Annotated in this window: 15 protein-coding genes; 5 read left to right on the top strand and 10 right to left on the bottom strand. The window is 68.1% G+C overall.

What is annotated here, in order from left to right; all coding sequences use genetic code 11:
- Positions 1 to 257: 257 nt before the first annotated feature.
- Positions 258 to 1,034: a metallophosphoesterase family protein gene (locus SFB74_RS24325; protein WP_432726884.1), complete on the bottom strand. Its 777-nt coding sequence runs from the start codon at positions 1,032 to 1,034 to the stop codon at positions 258 to 260.
- Between the two features lie 171 nt (positions 1,035 to 1,205).
- On the opposite strand from SFB74_RS24325, the gene SFB74_RS24320 reads away from it, so the two are divergent.
- Complete coding sequence (locus SFB74_RS24320) at positions 1,206 to 2,066, top strand: nucleotidyltransferase (RefSeq protein ID WP_432726883.1); 861 nt, start codon at positions 1,206 to 1,208, stop codon at positions 2,064 to 2,066.
- Positions 2,067 to 2,085: 19 nt separating this feature from the next.
- On the opposite strand, the gene SFB74_RS24315 is transcribed toward SFB74_RS24320, so the two are convergent.
- The 4 genes from SFB74_RS24315 to SFB74_RS24300 form a co-directional block, all read right to left on the bottom strand.
- A complete protein-coding gene (locus SFB74_RS24315; RefSeq protein WP_432726882.1) occupies positions 2,086 to 2,526 on the bottom strand; it encodes a PPC domain-containing DNA-binding protein in 441 nt (146 codons plus the stop codon).
- Positions 2,527 to 2,940: 414 nt separating this feature from the next.
- Entirely contained in the window at positions 2,941 to 3,366 is a 426-nt protein-coding gene (locus tag SFB74_RS24310) for a CBS domain-containing protein (protein WP_432726881.1), read from the bottom strand.
- Between the two features lie 160 nt (positions 3,367 to 3,526).
- A complete protein-coding gene (locus tag SFB74_RS24305) occupies positions 3,527 to 3,754 on the bottom strand; it encodes a hypothetical protein (protein ID WP_432726880.1) in 228 nt (75 codons plus the stop codon).
- 49 nt (positions 3,755 to 3,803) lie between these two features.
- Complete coding sequence (locus SFB74_RS24300) at positions 3,804 to 4,241, bottom strand: hypothetical protein (RefSeq protein WP_432726879.1); 438 nt, start codon at positions 4,239 to 4,241, stop codon at positions 3,804 to 3,806.
- A gap of 283 nt (positions 4,242 to 4,524) precedes the next feature.
- On the opposite strand from SFB74_RS24300, the gene SFB74_RS24295 reads away from it, so the two are divergent.
- Positions 4,525 to 4,809 (top strand): hypothetical protein, encoded by a 285-nt coding sequence (locus SFB74_RS24295; RefSeq protein WP_432726878.1) that lies wholly within the window; start codon positions 4,525 to 4,527, stop codon positions 4,807 to 4,809.
- Positions 4,810 to 4,843: 34 nt separating this feature from the next.
- Here the strand turns inward: SFB74_RS24295 and SFB74_RS24290 are convergent, their stop codons facing one another.
- Positions 4,844 to 5,233 (bottom strand): DUF427 domain-containing protein, encoded by a 390-nt coding sequence (locus SFB74_RS24290; RefSeq protein ID WP_432726877.1) that lies wholly within the window; start codon positions 5,231 to 5,233, stop codon positions 4,844 to 4,846.
- Positions 5,230 to 5,586 (bottom strand): hypothetical protein, encoded by a 357-nt coding sequence (locus SFB74_RS24285; protein ID WP_432726876.1) that lies wholly within the window; start codon positions 5,584 to 5,586, stop codon positions 5,230 to 5,232. The genes SFB74_RS24290 and SFB74_RS24285 overlap by 4 nt, the downstream gene beginning before the upstream one ends.
- A 560-nt stretch (positions 5,587 to 6,146) precedes the next feature.
- Between SFB74_RS24285 and SFB74_RS24280 the strand changes: the two genes are divergently transcribed.
- From SFB74_RS24280 to SFB74_RS24270, 3 genes are read left to right on the top strand one after another with little or no spacing between them, the layout of a single operon-like run.
- The gene (locus SFB74_RS24280; protein ID WP_432726874.1) at positions 6,147 to 7,442 is read left to right on the top strand and encodes an HlyD family secretion protein; all 1,296 of its coding nucleotides are present in this window, start codon (positions 6,147 to 6,149) and stop codon (positions 7,440 to 7,442) included.
- Between the two features lie 22 nt (positions 7,443 to 7,464).
- On the top strand, positions 7,465 to 8,796 hold the full coding sequence (locus SFB74_RS24275) for a hypothetical protein (RefSeq protein ID WP_432726873.1): 1,332 nt from the start codon (positions 7,465 to 7,467) through the stop codon (positions 8,794 to 8,796).
- Complete coding sequence (locus SFB74_RS24270; RefSeq protein WP_432726871.1) at positions 8,784 to 12,185, top strand: efflux transporter outer membrane subunit; 3,402 nt, start codon at positions 8,784 to 8,786, stop codon at positions 12,183 to 12,185. Before SFB74_RS24275 ends, SFB74_RS24270 begins: the two co-directional genes overlap by 13 nt.
- Here SFB74_RS24270 and SFB74_RS24265 read toward each other — a convergent pair.
- From SFB74_RS24265 to SFB74_RS24255, 3 genes are all read right to left on the bottom strand, one after another.
- A complete protein-coding gene (locus SFB74_RS24265) occupies positions 12,182 to 12,400 on the bottom strand; it encodes a hypothetical protein (RefSeq protein ID WP_432726870.1) in 219 nt (72 codons plus the stop codon). The genes SFB74_RS24270 and SFB74_RS24265 overlap by 4 nt on opposite strands.
- A 74-nt stretch (positions 12,401 to 12,474) precedes the next feature.
- Positions 12,475 to 13,356: an OmpA family protein gene (locus SFB74_RS24260; RefSeq protein WP_432726869.1), complete on the bottom strand. Its 882-nt coding sequence runs from the start codon at positions 13,354 to 13,356 to the stop codon at positions 12,475 to 12,477.
- Between the two features lie 37 nt (positions 13,357 to 13,393).
- Entirely contained in the window at positions 13,394 to 17,686 is a 4,293-nt protein-coding gene (locus SFB74_RS24255; protein ID WP_432726867.1) for an ESPR-type extended signal peptide-containing protein, read from the bottom strand.
- Between the last annotated feature and the right edge of the window lie 429 nt (positions 17,687 to 18,115).

Genomic DNA, 18,115 nt, shown 5'->3' with positions numbered 1-18,115 from the left:
CTGCTGATCGCTAGAACCATAAGGCCTTGAGTGGTTTGCTGTTTGTGAGGTGGGCGCGTGGAGCGGCCCAGCCGGCCCCGACCCAGCGCGGACTCTAAGTGCCATCCTTTTGTGCAGGCAACAACGAGTTCTCGTAGGCAGGCGTGCCTGCGGAGAGGCTTGGGAGTGCCTTGCAGAGGCTTCCTTCGTCGTGCTGCGAGGCCTCTGGTGTGCGCGGCTCGTGCGCGATCCGGGCAAGTCGAATCGACGCAGTTTTCCTACGTTGCCGCCAGCGCTTCTTCCCCAGCCGCCTCGCGAGGCAGCTCATAAAGGAAGAACGGGGGCATCTCGGGCCGGCTGCGCTGCAGCAGCGGCTTGGCCACGTTGTAGACCGGTACGCCGTTGATGGTGCGAGCCTCGAGCGTGCCGCGATGGGCATGGCCGTGGAACACCGCGTCCATCGGGTAGCGCAACAGCGGCTCTTCCAGCCGGCTGCTGCCAAGGAAGGGAAAGATCTCCACCGGCTCGCCCTGAACCGTGCCGACGATGGGCGAGTAGTGCAGCAGCGCGATGCGACGCCGGGTGCGCAGCTTGGCGAGTGCCGATTCGAGCTTCATCGCCTCGTTCAGCGCCTCCTGCACGAAGAGCTTGATCGCCGGCTCGCCCCATGCGCCGAGCGAGCCGCGTCCGAAGCCGCCGCCGAAGCCCTTGACGCCCGCGATGCCGACGCCTTCGATCTCGCAGATGGAGCCGTCGAGCACGCGAACGCCAGCTTGGGCCAGCGCCTCGACCACCCGCTCGGGCGTGCCGGATTCGAAATCGTGATTGCCCAGAACGGCGACGATGGGGACGGAGACGCTGCTCAGCTCCCCGGCAAGGATTCTGGCTTCCTCCGCGGTGCCGTAGTCGGTCAGGTCGCCGCACAGCAGCAGTGCGTCGGCTTCGTCGGCGGCTTGCGCGAAGAGGCCTTGCAGCGAGCCGGCGGAGTCGCGATGGACATGGAGATCGCCGACCGCGGCGAAGCGGACGTAGGAAGAGGATTTCGGATGAGGCATGGCTTCGGTCCAATCGTCGATTCGTCGATTCGAGCGACACCAAGTCAGGCTGCGCCCCTGCCCGGGTTGCCGTCATCGGCCTCATCCCGCTGCGGCTGTAGGTGCTCACCGACGCCCGATGAGGCCGTTCGCGCCGGGCCTGCATCGGTTTGCCGAACCTACGCTGCCCGCATGGACCCCGCAGCTGTCGCCGCTGATGCTCCCGCTCTCGCGCCTTCGCTGGATGAGGAGATCGATCCTCGCGTGGCGGGCTTCTACCGGCAGACCTTGCGCGCCATGAGCGGCGCGGGCATTCCGTTTCTCGTGGGCGGCACCTTCGCCCAAGCCTGCTACACGGGCATCCGCCGCTCCACCAAGGACCTGGATCTCTTCATCCGCCGCGAAGACTACGAGCGCATCGCGCAGTTGTTGGCGCAGTACGGCTGGCATGCCGAGATGAGCCATCCGCACTGGCTGGCCAAGGTGCATGACGGCCAGGAGTTCATCGACCTGATCTTCAACTCGGGCAATGGCCTGTTCCCCGTGGACGAACGCTGGTTCCGCGGCAACTGCCGGGCCGAGGTGCTGGGCGTGCCGGTGCTCGTCGCCAACGCGGAGGACTGCCTGCTGTCGAAGGCCTTCATCATGGAACGCGAGCGCTACGACGGCGGGGACATCGCCCACCTGATGCTGGCCTGCGCCGAGCGGCTGGACTGGGCCGGCCTGCTGGAGCGCTTCGGCCAGCACTGGCGGGTGCTGCTGGCCCACGTGACGCTGTTCGGCTACATCTATCCGGGCGAGCGCCACCGCATTCCCGCATGGCTGGTCGCCCGCCTCATCGGCCGGCTGGCGGACGAGATGCGCGAGCCGCCGCACCTTGACGAGCATGTGTGCGCCGGCACCTTGCTCTCGCGCGAGCAGTACCTGCCCGATGTGGAGCAGATGGGCTACTCGGACGTGCGCCTCACCCCGGCAAGCGCGATGACGCAGGAAGACGTGGCCGCGTGGACCGGGGACATCCAGTCCAGGAAGCCGAAGAAGGACGAAGAGTGAGCGGGAGCAGGGCGCGCCTTCAGGCGTCGATGTCGATCAGGGCCAGGCCCGTTTCACGATCGCAGGTCTTGCGCAGATAGCCGGGCGATTCGATCAGCAGAACCTCCAGCGTCGGCTGCACCGTGGCCTGCAGCACGTGACCACCTACCGTGCCGCCGTCGCGCCGCCCCAGCACCGCATGCGCATGCACCTTGGGCTGGCTGTCGCCGTCCAGCGCGATGTCGCCGTTCAGCGATAGCACTTCGACCTGCTCATTCACGACGATCCGGTCGTAGTCCTTGCGCTCCCAGTCGAAGTAGCCGAGCTGCGCCGACCGCAACGCGCCGATGGCGCTGAAGCGGCTGGCGGAGAGCCCGTGCTCCTTCGCGAACTGCTCGAGGATGGGAACGACGTCGTCTCCCTTGTCGAAGACCAGCGCGATGGTCCGCTCCGGCTGCTTGTTGAGAACCTTGAACTTCATCTGCGTGGACTCCTGGGGTCGAAGCGCTTCATCGCCTGCAGTCCTCGGCGGAACCCTTGCAGCGGTCGCGATGCGGGTGAGGGAGAGGGACTGCTGGTTTGGCGCGGGGCTTGTCGCGATCGCCTGATGCCGCATCGGCTGGAGGCGGCTTCTGGATCAGGCCCTGATCCTTGGTGGGCGGGGCAGGTTTGGCCAGCTGTGGGTCTGCGTTGGAGGGAGGCTTCACGACGATCTCCGGATCGGAGCCCGAGCGCGAATCTCCTTCAACGGCCGGGGCGCGCTGGCCGGGAGCCGGTTGGGCGGCGAGAGACCCGGCACAGCAAAGCATCGCGGTGGTGCAGGCCGCCAGCGTGGCTTTCTTCATCGCTGCGGAGTTCATCGACGCGACGCCATGCAATCCCGTGCCACAAGCCCTCAGGCCGCGACCGGCTGGGAAATGCCGCAGAGCGCTTCCGTGGCCGGCCTGGTCTTGCGCTCCTTCACCGCCACGTCGGCGAGCGACAGGATGCCCACGAGCCGCTTGTCGCGGTCGACGATCGGCAGGCGCCTGACCTGGTGCTCGGCCATGATCTGCGCCGCGTGGTCGACCACGTCGTCTTCGTAGGCCCAGCGAATCCCGTCCGACATGACGTCGCGTACCTTGGCATTGCCGTCGTGTCCTTCGGCCACGCCGCGCACGGCGATGTCGCGGTCCGAGATCGCTCCGACCATGCGGTCGTTCTCGCCCACCGGCATCATTCCGAAGTCGCCGTCGCGCATGCGCTGCGCGGCTTCGGCGATGGTCGCATCGGGGCTGATGACTTCGACGTCGCGGGTCATCACTGCGTTGATCTTTCGCATCTGGAATCCTTTTCCTGAGAATGAAATGAATGCGGCCGCATGCAGGTGTCGTACGTTTCTCCGACCGCACATGCACGGGTCTAGTCCGCTGCCGCGGCCGATGTGTAGGACAACCACAGCAAAGCCGGTGGTGTCACGGGCCGCGATGCGAGGCGAAGGGCTATCTGCCGCGCGACGGACTGCCCGGAGACGATTCGCCGGGCGCGACCGGCGCGGTGGGCGTGGTCGGCAGTTCCACCGGAACCTCGAAGCGCTTCTGCAGCACGTGGAAGTACGCAAGCGCGCCGAGCAGCGCGATCACCGCCGCCACGATGCCCCAGGCGAAGACGCGGCGCTCTTCGCGTTCGCCGCTGTCGGGCCGCTGCTCCTGCGCCTTCATTGCCGGCACGACAACGGAAGTTCCACGTCGTTTTTCAGGAGCTTCAAGGAAGGCCGTCCTACTTCTTCATGGCCTTGACTTCGGCCTTGCCCTTTTCCTCGTCGGCCTTGGCCTGCTTCACGCACACGGACTTGGCGTCGCCCTTCTGGTCGTCGCACTTTTCCTTGGCGATGCTGTAGGCCACCTCGACCTTGGCTTCCGCCACCTTGCGGGCACCGCTGTCGCTGGGCCTGACCTTCTGGTCGAGCTCGGCCTTGGCGATCTTTTCCTTGCCCTTGGCCTCTTCCACGCAGACGTCCTTGGCGTTGTCCTTCATGGCGTCGCAGGCTGCGCGGTCGGTCTTGTAGTCGGCGGAAATCTTGTCGCGGCCGGCCTTGAGTTCGGCGACCGCCGGGTCGGCGGCGGGTGTCGTCGTTGCGGGCGCGTTCATCTGCGCATGGGCCGAAAGCACCGTGAGGCAGGTCGCGGCAAAGCAGCTGTAGATGAGTTTCTTCATGTCCATCTCCTTGGAACGCCGGCGCTCGTTGCACACAGGGAGTTCGGGAGAGCCGGACGGGTTGTCGGTCGGCTCGCTCGCTCGGGTTGTCCGGCGTATGAAGTCCAGACTAGAAAGCACGGCCGGTGCGTCGATAGGACGCTGGGTGGCACGGCCGTCAGTGCATGCTGACGCGCGGCGTCGTGCCGGACAGTTCTCACGTCGACGTTCTGCGCCTTCCGACCGACTCCGGCGGCGCGTCGTCGAGCATGGCGAATGGCGTGGACCACGAAAGAAACTCCCCATGCAGATGCTTCGGATGTCGAACGAGCGGCGCGCCCGCCTGCTGGCGGACGGCCTGCTGGCCATCAATGCCAGGAGCCAGGAAGTGCTGCACGGGCTCAGCTTCGAAGAGTCGCAGTTCCTTGTCGACTTCGACGACGAGCAGGGCAAGGACGACGCCTCGTCGCTCCAGCGACGAGGCGAACTCGCGCTCAGGCATGAGCAGGCGCGGCTGCGCATCGCGACGGCCGATGACGAAAGCAGCGCCGACGAGGAACAGCGGCCGCGAGCGGCAACGAAGTTCTGAGCGCGCGCCGTGGATCGGCTTCGCGGGCCTATGGCTATCCGCCGGGCGCGACCCGCACGTGGATCTCGGGGTACTTGTCGTCGTAGAACGCAAGCCTCGCCTTCAGGCCCAGATGCTCGTCGTACGGGTCTTCGTAGCTCCAGACCGCGTCTTCCAGCTGCCGCTCGCCCAGGTCGAGGCTGTAGTAGTTCGCAGTGCCCTTGAACGGGCATTCGGTGGTTGTCGTGGAGCGCGCCAGTTTCTCCATCCGCACGTCGGAGCGGGGGAAGTAGTAGCGCACGGGGGCGTGGTCTTCGTCGACCTTCACGACGTCGTTGGACGTGGCGATGACGACGCCTTCGGTCTCGACCTCCACGGGTTGCTGCATCCGGGTCTCGCGAACCCGATGGTCGGGATGCTTCCGGTGACCGGGCGATCTGCTCATTTCGTACTCCTGGTTGGAGGTTGTCCGCTGGGCGGCGCGGCCGAAGGCGCATCGGGAAGAGGCGCGTCGCTGTTCGCACCGCCCCTGGCCTTCTCCGCATCGGCCCGTGCCGCGCAGGCGGCCTTCTCGGCGCTTTTCAGGTCGTCGCATTTCTTGAGGGCCGCGCGGTGGATCGCCTCGAGTCTTGCTTCCTCGGCGGCCTTCTGTGCATTGCCTTCGCCCTTCGGGGTGCCCGGCTTGGTCGCGTCGATTTCCGCCGGGAGCGGAAGCGGCGCCTGCTGCGCCCCTGCGTGAGCCACGGCCAGGCAGGCTGCGGCAATGGCGATGAGTTTCTTCAGGTCAGGTCCGGACATGGCGGCCTCCAGAAAAGAATCAATCTGGGCTGTTGTCGCGGGCGGTCGTGTCGGACGACTTCACTTCGCACCGACGGAGTCGAGGGAGTGCTGCAGCGATTCCGAAGCCGGGCACCCTCGCGAAGCCGGCTTCGTGTTGTTCATGATTGGAGAGATCGGTCAGTAACGTTACTGAATCTCCCGCCGCCTCGCCCTGGCCTTCAGGGCCTGTTTCGAGGCGTATCGGCATCGCGTTTTCAGCGGCTCCCTGTGGAGCCTCATGCCGATTGCGTCTTTGCCTAGCGGCTGCGCCGGCTCATCGCGGCTTGCGCCACTTCCCGTGGCTTTGTAGGACTTTCGCCCGACCTCGCTGTGGCCGAAATGTGAAGTTTGCACACATTGTTTCGCTCCGATGCAGCCAAAAACGGGCATCCGCCGTACCTTGATATTGCACTGCAGCAAGCGGATGGCGCGAGTCCCGATGACCGCGAGCTTCGCGAGCGCGGTGCGCAAGTCTTTTCAACCAATGGATGGGCGCCCGGTGTTCCGAGCGGCGCACGTCCGCCGCAAAAGGGGTGGTCATGCACGCTTCGAAACTCCGGTCTTTTCTTCCCTCCAGGCGCCCGCTGGTCGTGGGCCACGCGACGGCCCGGCGGCTTTCCGGTCCGCGCGGCCGGTCCCGGCAGCGCGGGGCCTTCGTTCCCAAGCTGGCGGCCTATGGCCTGCTGGCATTCGTGCTGTGGCTGATGGTCTCGACGCTGGTCCAGCCGCTGTTGTCCTCGCAGGCGACCCGGGCGGTGCTGCAGGCGCCAGTGGGGCTGATCACCTCGCCGATCAACGGCGTGGTGACGCAGATGGTCGTGCATGCGCGCGACGCGGTCGAGCCGGGGACCGTCGTGGCCACGGTGCGCAATCCGACCATCAACCAGGAGATCCTGACCACCCTGAGCTCGCAGCGCCTCGCGCTGCAGAGCCAGCTCTCGCAGCTGGGCAACCACTTCAAGGCCGACAACCAGGAGTTGAAGTTCGTCGGGCACGAAGCCAACGTCCATCGCGAGGCCTCGCTCGCGCAGGCCTGGGATGCGTGGCAGATCGCGCAGCGCCAGCGCGACGTTGCGCACAGCGTGGTGGACGAGCAGGAGAACAAGGTCAAGGTCAACAAGGCGCTGCTCGAGCAGGGCGCGATCAGCGAGCAGGTGATGAATGCGTCCGAAGCCCAGCTGAACACGGCGCGCGCCAACGCCGCGGTGGCGGAGCAGGCCTTCGCCGGCCAGGCGCAGACGGTGGCCAGCGCGGGGCAGGGCGCCTTCGTGGGCACCGGCGGCAACAGCATCTTCCAGACGCTGGAGAGCCGCCGCGAGGTGCTGCGCAACAGCGTGAACCGCGCCAAGCAGGACGGATCCGCCATCCTCTCGCAGCTGAAGGAGGTGACGGCACTGGAGAACGAGGAGCGCCAGCGGGTCGAGAAGCTCTCCGCCTACGAAGTCAAGGCGACGCAGCCGGGCCAGGTCCACACCGTGCTGGCGCCTGAAGGCGCGTATGTCACGGCGGGCGCGTCGCTGGTGCGCGTCACCGACTGCCGCCGGCTGGGCGTGGTGGCGGTGTTTCCGGCTCGGGTGGCCAAGCGGCTGAGCATCGGTTCGATGCTCGACGTGAAGCTCGACCAGAACGGCCCCGCGATGCCGGCGCGCGTGCAGCAGTTGCTGCCTGTTGCATCGGATGCGCTGCAGAGCACCTACAGCGTGCCCTTCCCCTTCGCCGAGCAGGGCTCCATCTACGCCGTGGCCGACATCGAGGGCGGCGCGGCGCAGAAGTCCGTGGAAGGCAGCAATCTTTGCGCGCCGGGCAAGGTGGTCACGGCCAGCCTGCGGTCATGACCGGGGCGACGAAAGAAGAGCCATGCGAGCCCCTCCAATCCTGCGGGCCCTCGCGCCCTGCATGGCTGCCGCGCTGGCGCTGGCTTTGCCCGCGGCATCCTCTGCCCAGCAGCAGTCACAGCCGCAACTGCAGCAGCGCCTTGCGCAGCAAAGCTGCGAAGGCCTGCGGCAAGCGGTGAAGGACGCACAGAAGGGCGCCACCACGGGCCCGTTGTTCCTCGCGAGCTACCGGACCACGGGCAACGACAAGGGCTCGCCACCCCTGGAGCCGGCGCTGGTCGACGCCGCCTACACCTATGACAACGCACTCGCCGGCATCGCGCTGCTGGCATGCGGCGACGCGGCTTCCGCCAGGCGCATCGGCGATGCCATCGTGCGCGCCATCGAGCGCGATCCGAACGCCTCCGACGGCCGCGTGCGCAACGCCTACCGCGCCGGCCCGATGACCGAGGACAAGGCCGCGCTGCCCGGCCGCTGGGACGAGGGCAGGAAGCAGTGGATCGCCGACGCCTACCAGGTGAGCACCGCCACCGGCAACGTGGCCTGGGCTGCCTTGCTGCTGCTGAACCTGTCGCAGGCCGAGCCCTCGCCGGCCTACCTCGCGGGCACGCGAAAGCTGCTCGGCTGGATCGAACAGCGCACTCGCGCGAAGAACGACCCCGACGGCTACAACGGCGGCTGGTACGGCTGGGACAACGCCCAGCGCCCGCAGACCTGGAAGTCGACCGAGCACAACATCGACATCGCGGTGGCCGCCGCATGGGCCGCGCGAGCAGGAGGAGCCGGGGGACAGGACGACGCCATGCGCCGGCAGGCACGCACCGCGCTCGACTTCGTCGCCCGCATGTGGAACCCGTCGGAGCAGCGCTTTCACATCGGCACCAGGGAAGATGGCGCGACCGTCTCCACCGAGGGCTCGGGCCTCGACGCACAACTGTGGCCGCTGCTGGCGGCGACCGAGCGTTCCTGCGGCTGGATGAAGGCGCTCGACTGGGCGCAGAAGCACCACCGTTCCGGCGAGGGCTACGGCTTCTCGCGCAACCCCGACGGCATCTGGACCGAGGGCAGCGCGCAGCTCGCCGCCACGCTGGTGGCCAGCAAGGGCTCGGCGCCCGATGCGCTGTGGCAACTGCTGGCATCGCAGCGCGCGGGCAACGGCCTGTACTACGCCACGCCCGGCGCACGCATTTCCACGGGGCTTGCCATCGGGCCCGATTCGCCCGGTGCCGACTTCTTCTACTACCACTGGCCGCACCTCGGCGCCACCGCGTGGATCGCGCTGGCCGCCAACGGCTTCAACCCATTCACCGGCAAGACCGCCGCAGCAGGAGCCATCCCATCATGTCCCACCTGATCGCCACGCCGGAGTTCCAGCTCAACGCCCTCGTGGCGGGGCTCGCGCTTCTCCTGATGACGTGGGGCCGCGTCGAGCGCACGGCCCACCGCGCATTGTTCGGGGCGCTGACCGCGCTGCTGCTGATGCGCTACGCCGTATGGCGCGTGACGGCCACCATGCCGCCCCCGGACCTCGGCTTCGAAACCCTGTTCGCGTGGGTGTTCCTGTTCTTCGAGATGACGGCCATCGTCTACACGCTGATGTCCATCCACATGCTGATGCGGCGCCGCGACAACCGGCCGCTCGCCGATCGCGGCGAGGCCTCGCTGCGCGGCCGCGGCCAGGACGTGCCGGCGCTGGACGTCTTCATCTGCACCTACAACGAAGAGCTGGCCGTGCTCGAGAAGACCATCATCGCGGCCCAGGCCATCGACTACCCGCGCCTGGCGGTCTGGGTGCTGGACGACACCCGGCGTGACTGGCTGCGCGACTACTGCGAGCGCAGGGGCGTGCACTATGCGCGCCGGCCCGACAACAGCCACGCCAAGGCCGGCAACCTCAACAACGGCCTGCGGCTGTCGGCGGGGGTGACCGACGCGCCCTTCATCCTGGTGCTCGACGCGGACTTCGCCCCGCGCCGCCAGATCGCCTACCGCATGCTCGGGCTCTTCGACGACCCGAAGGTCGGGCTGGTGCAGACGCCGCAGTTCTATTACAACGCCGACCCCATCCAGCACAACCTGCGCGCCACCGACAGCTGGGTCGACGAGCAGCGCGTGTTCTTCGACGTGCTGCAGCCGGCGAAGGACGCGGTCGATTCCGCCTTCTGCGTGGGCACCTCGTTCATCGTGCGCCGCGACCTCATCACCGCCGCAGGCGGCTTCCCGGTGGGCAGCGTGTGCGAGGACATCCACACCACCTACCTGCTGCTGCGGCGCGGCCACATCACGCGCTGGCTGGGCGAGCGGCTGTCCAACGGCCTCTCGGCCGAGAGCATCGTCGACTACATCAACCAGCGCAGCCGCTGGTGCCTGGGCACGGTGCAGCTCGCGCTGCTGCAGCACGGGCCGTTGCGCGGCAAGGGCTACAGCCTTTCGGCGCGGCTGCATTTCCTGCACGGGCTGCTGCACTGGCTGGGCAAGCCCTTCATGGCGCTGATCATGCTGGCGCCCGCGCTGTACTGGTATGCAGGCGTGTCGGCCTTCCATGCGACGCCGCAGGCCTTCGCCGCCTACGGGCTGCCGCCGCTCATGATGTTCTGGGCCTACAGCTACTGGATCAGCCAGCGGCGCTGCCTGCCGGTGTTCAGCGAAGTGAGCCAGCTCGTGGCGGCAATGGCCGTCACCGGCACGCTGCTGAGCGCGATGCTCAAGCCCTTCGGCCATCCGTTCAAGGTGACGGCCAAGGGCCTGGACCGCTCGAAGACGGTGGTGCACTGGAAGCTGGTCGCCGTGTTCGGCGGGCTGCTGGTCGCCCTGCAGCTGGGCGGCGCCACGGCCATCATGACCGGGCCGGCGCTCGCGCCGGGCGACGAGCTCAACCTGGTGTGGACCGGCATCGCGCTCATCCTGTGCCTCGGCGCGCTCATCGCCTGCGTCGACCTGCCGAGGCCCGATGGCGAAGAGCGATTCCCGTGGCGCGTCGCGACGCGGGTGCGGACGGCGGCGGGCGAGGGCGATTCGCGCTTCGTCAACATCGCCGCGGATGGCGCCCTGATCGAAGGCGGCACGCTGCTCAAGCGCATGCGCGTGGGGCAGCCGCTGGAGGTGTACGTCGACCCCGTGGGCTGGCTGCCGGCCTTCATCGATCGTCGCAAGCGCGCGAGCGCGGAGCTGCGCTTCGCCGCCACCGAGGCGCAGCGCGAGCAGCTGGTGAGCCATGTCTTCAACGTGTCCCCGAGCCACGTCGCCGTGCAGGTGCGTCCCTGGGGCGCGGCCTCCGCGCTGCTCGCGAGCGCGGGGTTCGGCTCGCCGGGGGCCGGTGTCGTGCGCATGTTCCTGCGGCTGTCGCTCCTCGTGCTGGCGGTGTGCGTGCTGCTGGTGACGAGCGGCTGCAATCTCACGCCGCCGCTCAAGCAGCCGGACCTGACGGTGCCGTCGGGCTGGCCTGCCGGCACGACGGTGCCCTCGGCGGAGCCCGCCGACTGGCGCGGCTTCGTGCAGGACGACGAGCTGCGCGGCCTGATCACCACCGCCCTGAGCCAGAACCGCGACCTGCGGGTCTACGCGGCGCGTGCGCGCGAGGCGCGAGCGGTCTACGCGGGAAGCCGCGCCTCGCTGTTCCCGGAGCTGGGGCTCTCGGGCAACGCGCAGCGCGCGAAGACCACGCCGCAGGGCTCGCTCAGCCCGGTGGGGAACATTCCGTCGGACGGGCGGGTGTCGAACAGCTTCGACGTCCAGGCCGGCGTGATGTCGTACGAGCTCGACTTCTTCGGCCGCCAGCAGAGCACGGCCCAGCAAAGCGGCGCGCTGGCCGAGGCCGGCGACAAGGACTACGCGGCGGCGCGCATGAACCTGGTGGGCGAGATCGCCAACGCGTACCTCACGCTGCGTGCCGACCGTGCGCTGCTCGCGCTGGCCGACACCAACGAGGCTTCGCTGTCGGCCAACGCGGACATGATCGGCCGCGCCAAGGCTGTGGGCGGCGCGGCGCAACTCGATGTCTACCGCGCGCAGTCGCTGCAGCAGAACGCCCGCGTGCGGCAGGAGGAGTACCGCATGCGCGTCGCCCAGGACCTGCAGGGTTTGAACGTGCTGGTGGGCCAGCCCGTGCCGCCCGACACCGGCTCCGCACGGCCCTGGCCCGAGCGCTCAACCCAGTCGGTGGCGGCGGGGCTGCCTTCCAGCCTGTTGCAGCGCCGGCCCGACCTGCTGGCGGCGCGGGCCCGCGTGGAAGCGGCCAATTCGGGCATCGGCGCGGCCAGGGCAGCGATGCTGCCGACCATCTCGCTGACCGCCTTGACGGGCGGCGTCAGCAACGAACTGTCGACGCTGCTGAGCAGCGGCAACAGGAGCTGGGCCGGCGTGCTCGGCGTGTCGCTGCCGCTGTTCGACTGGGGGCGCCGCTCGGCCAACATCACGAGCAACGAAGAAAAGCTTGCGGCCGCGATGGCTTCGTACGAGTCGGCGGCGCAGGTGGCCTTCCGCGAAACCGCCAACGCCCTGATCGCCGGCGACCACCTGCGCCCGCAGCTGGAGGCGCAGCAGCTGCGCGTGCAGTCGCTCGAGAAGGTGGCCAGCATCTCGCGCACCCGCTTCCGCAGCGGCCTGGAGGACTACTTCTCCAGCCAGGACGCCCAGCGCGAACTCTATGCCGAGCAGCAGCAGCTGATCGAGCTGCAGCTCAAGGACGCGGTGAACCTCGTCAATCTCTACAAGGCGCTCGGGGGCGGATGGGGCAGCGCCTAGCGGCGCTTCCACATCTTCCAGAGCAGGTGGGCCAGAAGCGCGATGCCTATGACGAGGAACGGGAGCCCGCCCGACGCGCCGTCGAGGGCCGCGGGAAGCAGCCAGTCCGCGGCCACGTCGAGCCAGCACCCGTAGTGGCAGAGCTCCTCACCGGAGACGATGAGGAAGATGCCGAATGCGATCGAGATCAGGGGGACGATGAATGCGAGAGCCAAGGGAGTGGGGCGGGCAACGGCGCTGGCGCGAAGCGTAGCAGCGAATTGCGCACCCCCGGCTCCCGCCCGGGCATTCATCGCCGCACGAACACCTCGACCTCGACGCGGCGATTCGGCGCGAGGCAGTCGATCAGCTCGGCCCGCTTCGTCTGACGGGTCTGCGCGCACTGCACCTTCGGTTCCGACTCGCCCTTGCCCTGTACCTGGATGGCCTGCGCCGGCACGCCCGACTGCGCCAGGTAGTCGCGCACGGTCCCGGCGCGTGCCAGCGAGAGCGCCTGGTTGTAGGCACTGGTGCCCAGCCGGTCGGTGTGGCCAGTGATCCTGATCGACTCGACGGGGCCGGCGCTGCTCCTGATGTCGCTTGCCAGCGCCTCCAGCCTGCGCCGTCCTTCGGGCAGCAGGTCGGACAGCGAGCGGCCGTCGAAGCGGAACAGGCCGTCGGCGCCGAGGGTGGTCCTCGTGGCCGGGGCCGCCGGCTGGGCGATGGCGACGGGCGCGGCCGCCACGCGCGGCGGCCGCAGCAGGTCGGCACAGCCGGGCCCTTTCCAGTACATGCCGTTCGTCAGCACGTCCGCGTTGAAGCGGACCATGTACTGGCAGGTGAGGTACTCGGGGCCGGCGCCGGTGCGGAAATGGAAGATGTAGTTCCACTCGCGCACGCCGCCCAGCCCTTCGCTGAAGTGCGGAAAGCCCAGCAGCTCGCGCACCTGGTCCTTGCCCATGCCGGTGCGCATGGCGCGCAGGGCCTCGAGGCTCGGGAAGGCGCCTTGCTTCCACGTGGCCGAGCCCGGCACGGGGAAGTCCTCGTCCTTCGGCGGCGCCGGGTTTTCCGCGGCGGCCCGGGCCTGCATCTCGGGGGTGATGGAGTAGCTGGCGCAGCCGCCGGCCAGCAGCGCGGCCATGCAGATCGCGGAAGCGGTGAAAAGGGCCCTGGGGCGAAGAGGCTTGTTCATGATGGGGTTCGTCCGGTTCATCTGTGTCGCCTTCCCTTCAGTTGAAGACCCATTCCGCGCCGACGGTGGCGCCCACGCCGGCACGGCTGGTGGCCACGCCGCCGGTGATGCTCCAGGCGTTGTTCTCCGCGGTGCGGCGGAAGCTCACGCCCACGGCGTTCTGGCCCTTGAAGGAGCCCGCGCCGATGCGCATGACCGTCTTGCCCGGCACGTAGCTGCCAGGCATCTGCAGCGCCATGGCGGCCGCCACGCCGGCATAGGCGTTCTTCTCGACGCCGTCGATACGGTCGCCCATGGCGTTGATGCGGTTGTTCAGGCCGGCGCTGGTCGCGTTGAGCTGGTTGACGTTCACCGCATCGGTACCCGCCACGCCCGGCGCCACGTTGTGCACCGTGACCGGGCCGGTGGAATTGCTGCCGCCCATGGTCACGCTGTTGTAGTTGACCGAGCCGTCCACGTTGGTGTCGTACTTGACGGTCGACTGGTCGATGGCCGCCACCGTGCCTTGCACGCCGCGCAGCTGCGACACGTTGACCGCGTCGCTGTCGGCCGTGCCAGCCGCCACGCCGGTGATCTGGCGGAATTGGCCGCTGGCGGCATTGCCTACCGACACGGCCGCCAGCGTGCTGGTGGTCGCGCCGATGGCGATGCGTTGCGCGTCGGTCGCGGTGGGCGGCACGTAGCCCGCCACGCCCGCGGCCGTCGATGCCACCGAGCCTGCGCCCAGCGCCACGCCGCCGGCCTGCGTCACGCTGGTGCCGGCGCCCAGCGCCACGCCCTGCACCGCGGCTGCGGACGACTGCGTGCCCAGCGCGATGGAGTCGGCCAGGTGCGAGGTCGCGCCCTGGCCGATCGCGATGCCGCCCGGCGCGCTCTGCTGCACCACGGCGCCGTTGCCGATGCCCACGCCGTTGTTGCCGTTGACCACCGTCTGCGGGCCGACCGCCACCGACTCCGTGCCGATAGCCAGCGAATCGGCCGCCGCGGAGTTGGCGTGGAAGTACTTGATCGGCGTGACCGCGAAGGACTGCAGCGCACCGCTGAGCTGGCGCACCGTGACCGCGTCCTGCGCCTGCGTGCCGTCGGCGACGTTGGTGATCTGGCGGTAGGTGGTGGCACTGCCGACGGAGAGGGCGCCCAGCAGCGTGCGGTCGGCCGTGTTGAACGGGATGAGCGCGCTGCCCGCGGGGATGTTGCCGGTGCCGGCCGCGATCGCGCGGTCGGACACGGCGCCCGAGCCGATGGCGACGGAACCGTCGATGGTCGCGCTGGCGTTCTTGCCCGACGCGATGGCGTCTGCGCCCGTGGCGCCGAGGTTGTCCTCGTTGCCGCCGCCGGTGGAGTTGACGCTGTAGTACCTGGTCTTGTTGGCGGTGACCGTGGTGCTCAGGTTCTCGATCGACTGGTTGGTGGCGAAGAGCTGCGAGCCGTTGATGGCGTCGGTGGAAGTGCCGGAGATCCTGCCGGCCGCCACGTTGGTGATGGTCCGTTCCGCGCCCACCGTGCCGACGCTGACCGTGCCGATGGGCGAGACCCCCTCGAACTTGTAGGTCGTGCCGTTGATCGTCGTGCTGGCGGTTCCCACCGCCGCCGTCGTTGCGGAACCGGAGCCCAGCGCCACGCTGTTGGCATCGGCGGCAGTGGCACCCAGGCCGATGGCCACCGCCGACGTGCCGGCCGCGGCCGCGTTCTTGCCCGAGGCGATGGCATCGGCTCCCGTCGCGCCGTTGTTGGCCTCGTTGCCGCCGCCGGTGGAGTTGACGCTGTAGTACTTCGTCTTGTTGGTGATGACGGTGGTGTTGAGGTTCTCGATGGCGCTGTTGGTGGCGAACAGCTGCGAGCCGTTGATGGCGTCGGTGGAGGTCTGCGAGATCCTGCCCGCCGCCACGTTGGTGATGGTGCGCTCCGAGCCCACCGAGCCGACGCTGACCGTGCCGATGGGCGCAACCCCCTCGAACTTGTAGGTCGTGCCGTTGATGGTCGTGGTCGGCGTGCCGACCGCCGCCGCCGTCGCGGAACCGGAGCCCAGCGCCACGCTGTTGGCGTCGGCGGCCGTGGCACCGAGGCCGATGGCCACTGCCGAGGTTCCGCCCGCCGTCGCGTTCTTGCCCGAGGCGATGGCATCGGCGCCTGTCGCGCCGAGGTTGTCCTCGTTGCCGCCGCCGGTGGAGTTCACGCTGTAGTACTTGGTCTTGTTGGCCGTGACGGTGGTGCTGAGGTTCTCGATCGACTGGTTGGTGGCGAGAAGCTGCGAGCCGTTGATCGCGTCGGTGGAGGTCTGCGAGATCCTGCCGGCCGCCACGTTGGTGATGGTGCGCTCCGCGCCGGCCGTGCCGACACTGACGGTGCTCGTGGGGTTGATACCCTCGAAGGTGTAGGCCTTGCCGTTGATCGTCACGCCGGGCGTGCCCACTGCGGTCGCCGTCACCGAGCCCGAACCCAGCGCCACGTCGCGCGCGTTGTTCGCCACGGCCGTGTCGCCGAACGCGACCGCGCCCGCCGCGAGTGCCTTGCTCGTGCTGCCGATGGCGACGCTGCCCTGGCCGACCACCGTGTTCTGGTAGCCGATGCCGACCGCGCCCTGCGCCGGGGTGCCGGGCACGCTCACGCCCTGGCCGCCGCCGCCGACCTTGTTGGTGTTGCCCATCGCCACCGAGCCATCGCCGGTGGCGGTGTTGTCCAGGCCGTTCGCGATGGCGCCGTTGCCGGTGGCTGTGTTCGGGTCGCCGATGGCCACCGCGCCGTTGCCGCTGGCGACGTTGCCGGAGCCGATGGCCACCGCCTTGCCGCCGGTGGCCTTCGAGCTGTTGCCGATGGCGACTGCATCCGCGGAATCGGCGACGGTGCTGGTGCCCATCGCGATCGCATTGGCCGCGGAGGCCTTGGCGCTGTTGCCGATGGCGACTGCCTGCGCCGCGGAGGCGCTTGCGAGCGCGCCCACCGCGGTGGCGTTCTGGCCGCTCGCCGCCGAGCCAAACCCGATGGAGGTTGCGCGGGTGACGGTTGCGGCGGCGTTGTTGCCCATTGCCACGGTCCCGTCGGCCGCGGCGTTGGCTCCCGACCCCGCCGCGACGGAGCCGACTCCGCTCGACAGGGCCTGGTTGCCCATGGCCAGCGAGAAATCCGCAGAAGCGTTGGCGAGGTTGCCGAGCGCTGCCGAACTGATTCCTGCCGCCTTGGCCAATGTGCCGATGGCCGCGGAATCGGTGCCTGTTGCGTTGACTCCCCAGCCGCCCGCGAACGCACGCTGGCCGGTGGCCGTCGAGCTGACCCCGACAGCGGTGGAGTTCACGCCCGCGGCATTGGCGAAGGTGCCCAGGGCGCTTGCGCCCGCCGCGGTAGCCCGGGCGGCCGCGCCGAGCGCGACCGCGTTGGTATCGCTCGCGGCCGAGCCGGTGCCCATCGCCATTGCCGAAGCGCCGGAGGCCACCGCGGTCGGGCCGAGAGCCACCGCGCTGCCTGCGGTGGCCTGGCTCTGGAAGCCGATGGCCGTGGCGTTGTCCTTGGATGCCGTCACGTCCGTGCCGACGGCGATGGCGCCGATCGCCGTGGACCCCGTTCCCGCGACGGTGCGGGAGCCGATGTAGACCGAGTTCAGCTCGGAAGCGACCGACTGGAAGCCGACAGCCACCGCGTTCTGGGCGGTCGCCTGGGCGCGGGTGCCCTGGGCGACGGCATCGAGCACTGTCGCGGTTGCCTGGAAGCCGACGGCGACGGTGCGCAATGCGCTCGCGTTCGAGCCGAAGCCGACGGCGGTGGAGCTCTCCCCGCTGGCGACTGCGTGGGTGCCCACCGCGACGGTGTTGGTGTTGCTCGCCGTCACGTCCGTGCCGATACCGATGGCCCCGTCGGTCAGCGCACCCGTTCCCGCCGCGGTGCGCGCGCCGAGATAAATGGAGTTGGCGCCCAGGCTGTAGGCCTGGAAACCGAGGGAAATGGAGTTCTGCGCGGCGCTATGGGCGTTGTATCCGACCGCCAGTCCGCCCAGGACGTCCGCGGTCGCCAGCGAACCCAATGCGGTCGCCCCGATTCCCGAGGCTTTCGATTGAAAGCCCATGCACGAGGCGGTGCCGTTGTACAGGTTGAAAGGCGATGCCGAGCAATCCACCGCCTGCGCCTGCGCCAGGGAGGCCGCGCCCATTGCGCCGAGCGCCATCAGCGCGGTCATGAGTCCTGTGCGCCATCGTCCCGACGGGGGGAGAAAGAGGGCGCCGCCCGAGGTGGCGTCCACGCGGGTTCCGCTGCGTTTTCCTCCGGAGGAAGTGATTTCCGACGCCGCTACCCAGGCGCCTAGGGATTCGTTCCACAACGAACGATAAGTCTTGTTCATGAGCCCCGTCCCATCCATTCAAAGGTCGTTGAACGGCCAAAACCGTTCGGGCTCCCTGTGCAATATTTAAATTATTTTTTTTGCAAACAAATCTTATGGAATGAATGGATGTGCGCTGTCTTTAATGTCTCATTTAGGAGTCATTTTGTTGAATTTATTTGAATTTTAAATTGAGCCATGCATTCGAATAGTAATATGAAGATACTATTTGAATTATGTATTTACACTTTAATCTTAATTTCCTCATTCAGATATAAGTTGTAATCACTTTTTTGATATCAATGATGGCTGAAAAATAATTTGATTTTTCATTGACTTGTTGGATTTCCGTGCTACCACGCCGTTCCGGGCATCTCTGGGTATCGGCAATCGATACCCGGAGTAGCTTCTTTCACTTTAAGTGCCGGGAAGACATGTAAACGTTGCGAT

The organism is Variovorax xiamenensis (assembly GCF_050916385.1).
Taxonomy (GTDB): Bacteria; Pseudomonadota; Gammaproteobacteria; order Burkholderiales; family Burkholderiaceae_C; genus Variovorax.
Note: the sequence above shows the minus strand (reverse complement) of the source record. Positions and strands in the feature narration are given on the sequence as shown.

Bases quoted from the DNA above. Each gene is read 5' to 3' on its own strand.
- SFB74_RS24325 (WP_432726884.1), bottom strand. From the start codon at position 1,034: ATGCCTCATCCGAAATCCTCTTCCTACGTCCGCTTCGCCGCGGTCGGC.
- SFB74_RS24320 (WP_432726883.1), top strand. From the start codon at position 1,206: ATGGACCCCGCAGCTGTCGCCGCTGATGCTCCCGCTCTCGCGCCTTCG.
- SFB74_RS24315 (WP_432726882.1), bottom strand. From the start codon at position 2,526: ATGAAGTTCAAGGTTCTCAACAAGCAGCCGGAGCGGACCATCGCGCTG.
- SFB74_RS24310 (WP_432726881.1), bottom strand. From the start codon at position 3,366: ATGCGAAAGATCAACGCAGTGATGACCCGCGACGTCGAAGTCATCAGC.
- SFB74_RS24300 (WP_432726879.1), bottom strand. From the start codon at position 4,241: ATGAAGAAACTCATCTACAGCTGCTTTGCCGCGACCTGCCTCACGGTG.
- SFB74_RS24295 (WP_432726878.1), top strand. From the start codon at position 4,525: ATGCAGATGCTTCGGATGTCGAACGAGCGGCGCGCCCGCCTGCTGGCG.
- SFB74_RS24290 (WP_432726877.1), bottom strand. From the start codon at position 5,233: ATGAGCAGATCGCCCGGTCACCGGAAGCATCCCGACCATCGGGTTCGC.
- SFB74_RS24285 (WP_432726876.1), bottom strand. From the start codon at position 5,586: ATGTCCGGACCTGACCTGAAGAAACTCATCGCCATTGCCGCAGCCTGC.
- SFB74_RS24280 (WP_432726874.1), top strand. From the start codon at position 6,147: ATGCACGCTTCGAAACTCCGGTCTTTTCTTCCCTCCAGGCGCCCGCTG.
- SFB74_RS24275 (WP_432726873.1), top strand. From the start codon at position 7,465: ATGCGAGCCCCTCCAATCCTGCGGGCCCTCGCGCCCTGCATGGCTGCC.
- SFB74_RS24270 (WP_432726871.1), top strand. From the start codon at position 8,784: ATGTCCCACCTGATCGCCACGCCGGAGTTCCAGCTCAACGCCCTCGTG.
- SFB74_RS24260 (WP_432726869.1), bottom strand. From the start codon at position 13,356: ATGAACAAGCCTCTTCGCCCCAGGGCCCTTTTCACCGCTTCCGCGATC.
- SFB74_RS24255 (WP_432726867.1), bottom strand. From the start codon at position 17,686: ATGAACAAGACTTATCGTTCGTTGTGGAACGAATCCCTAGGCGCCTGG.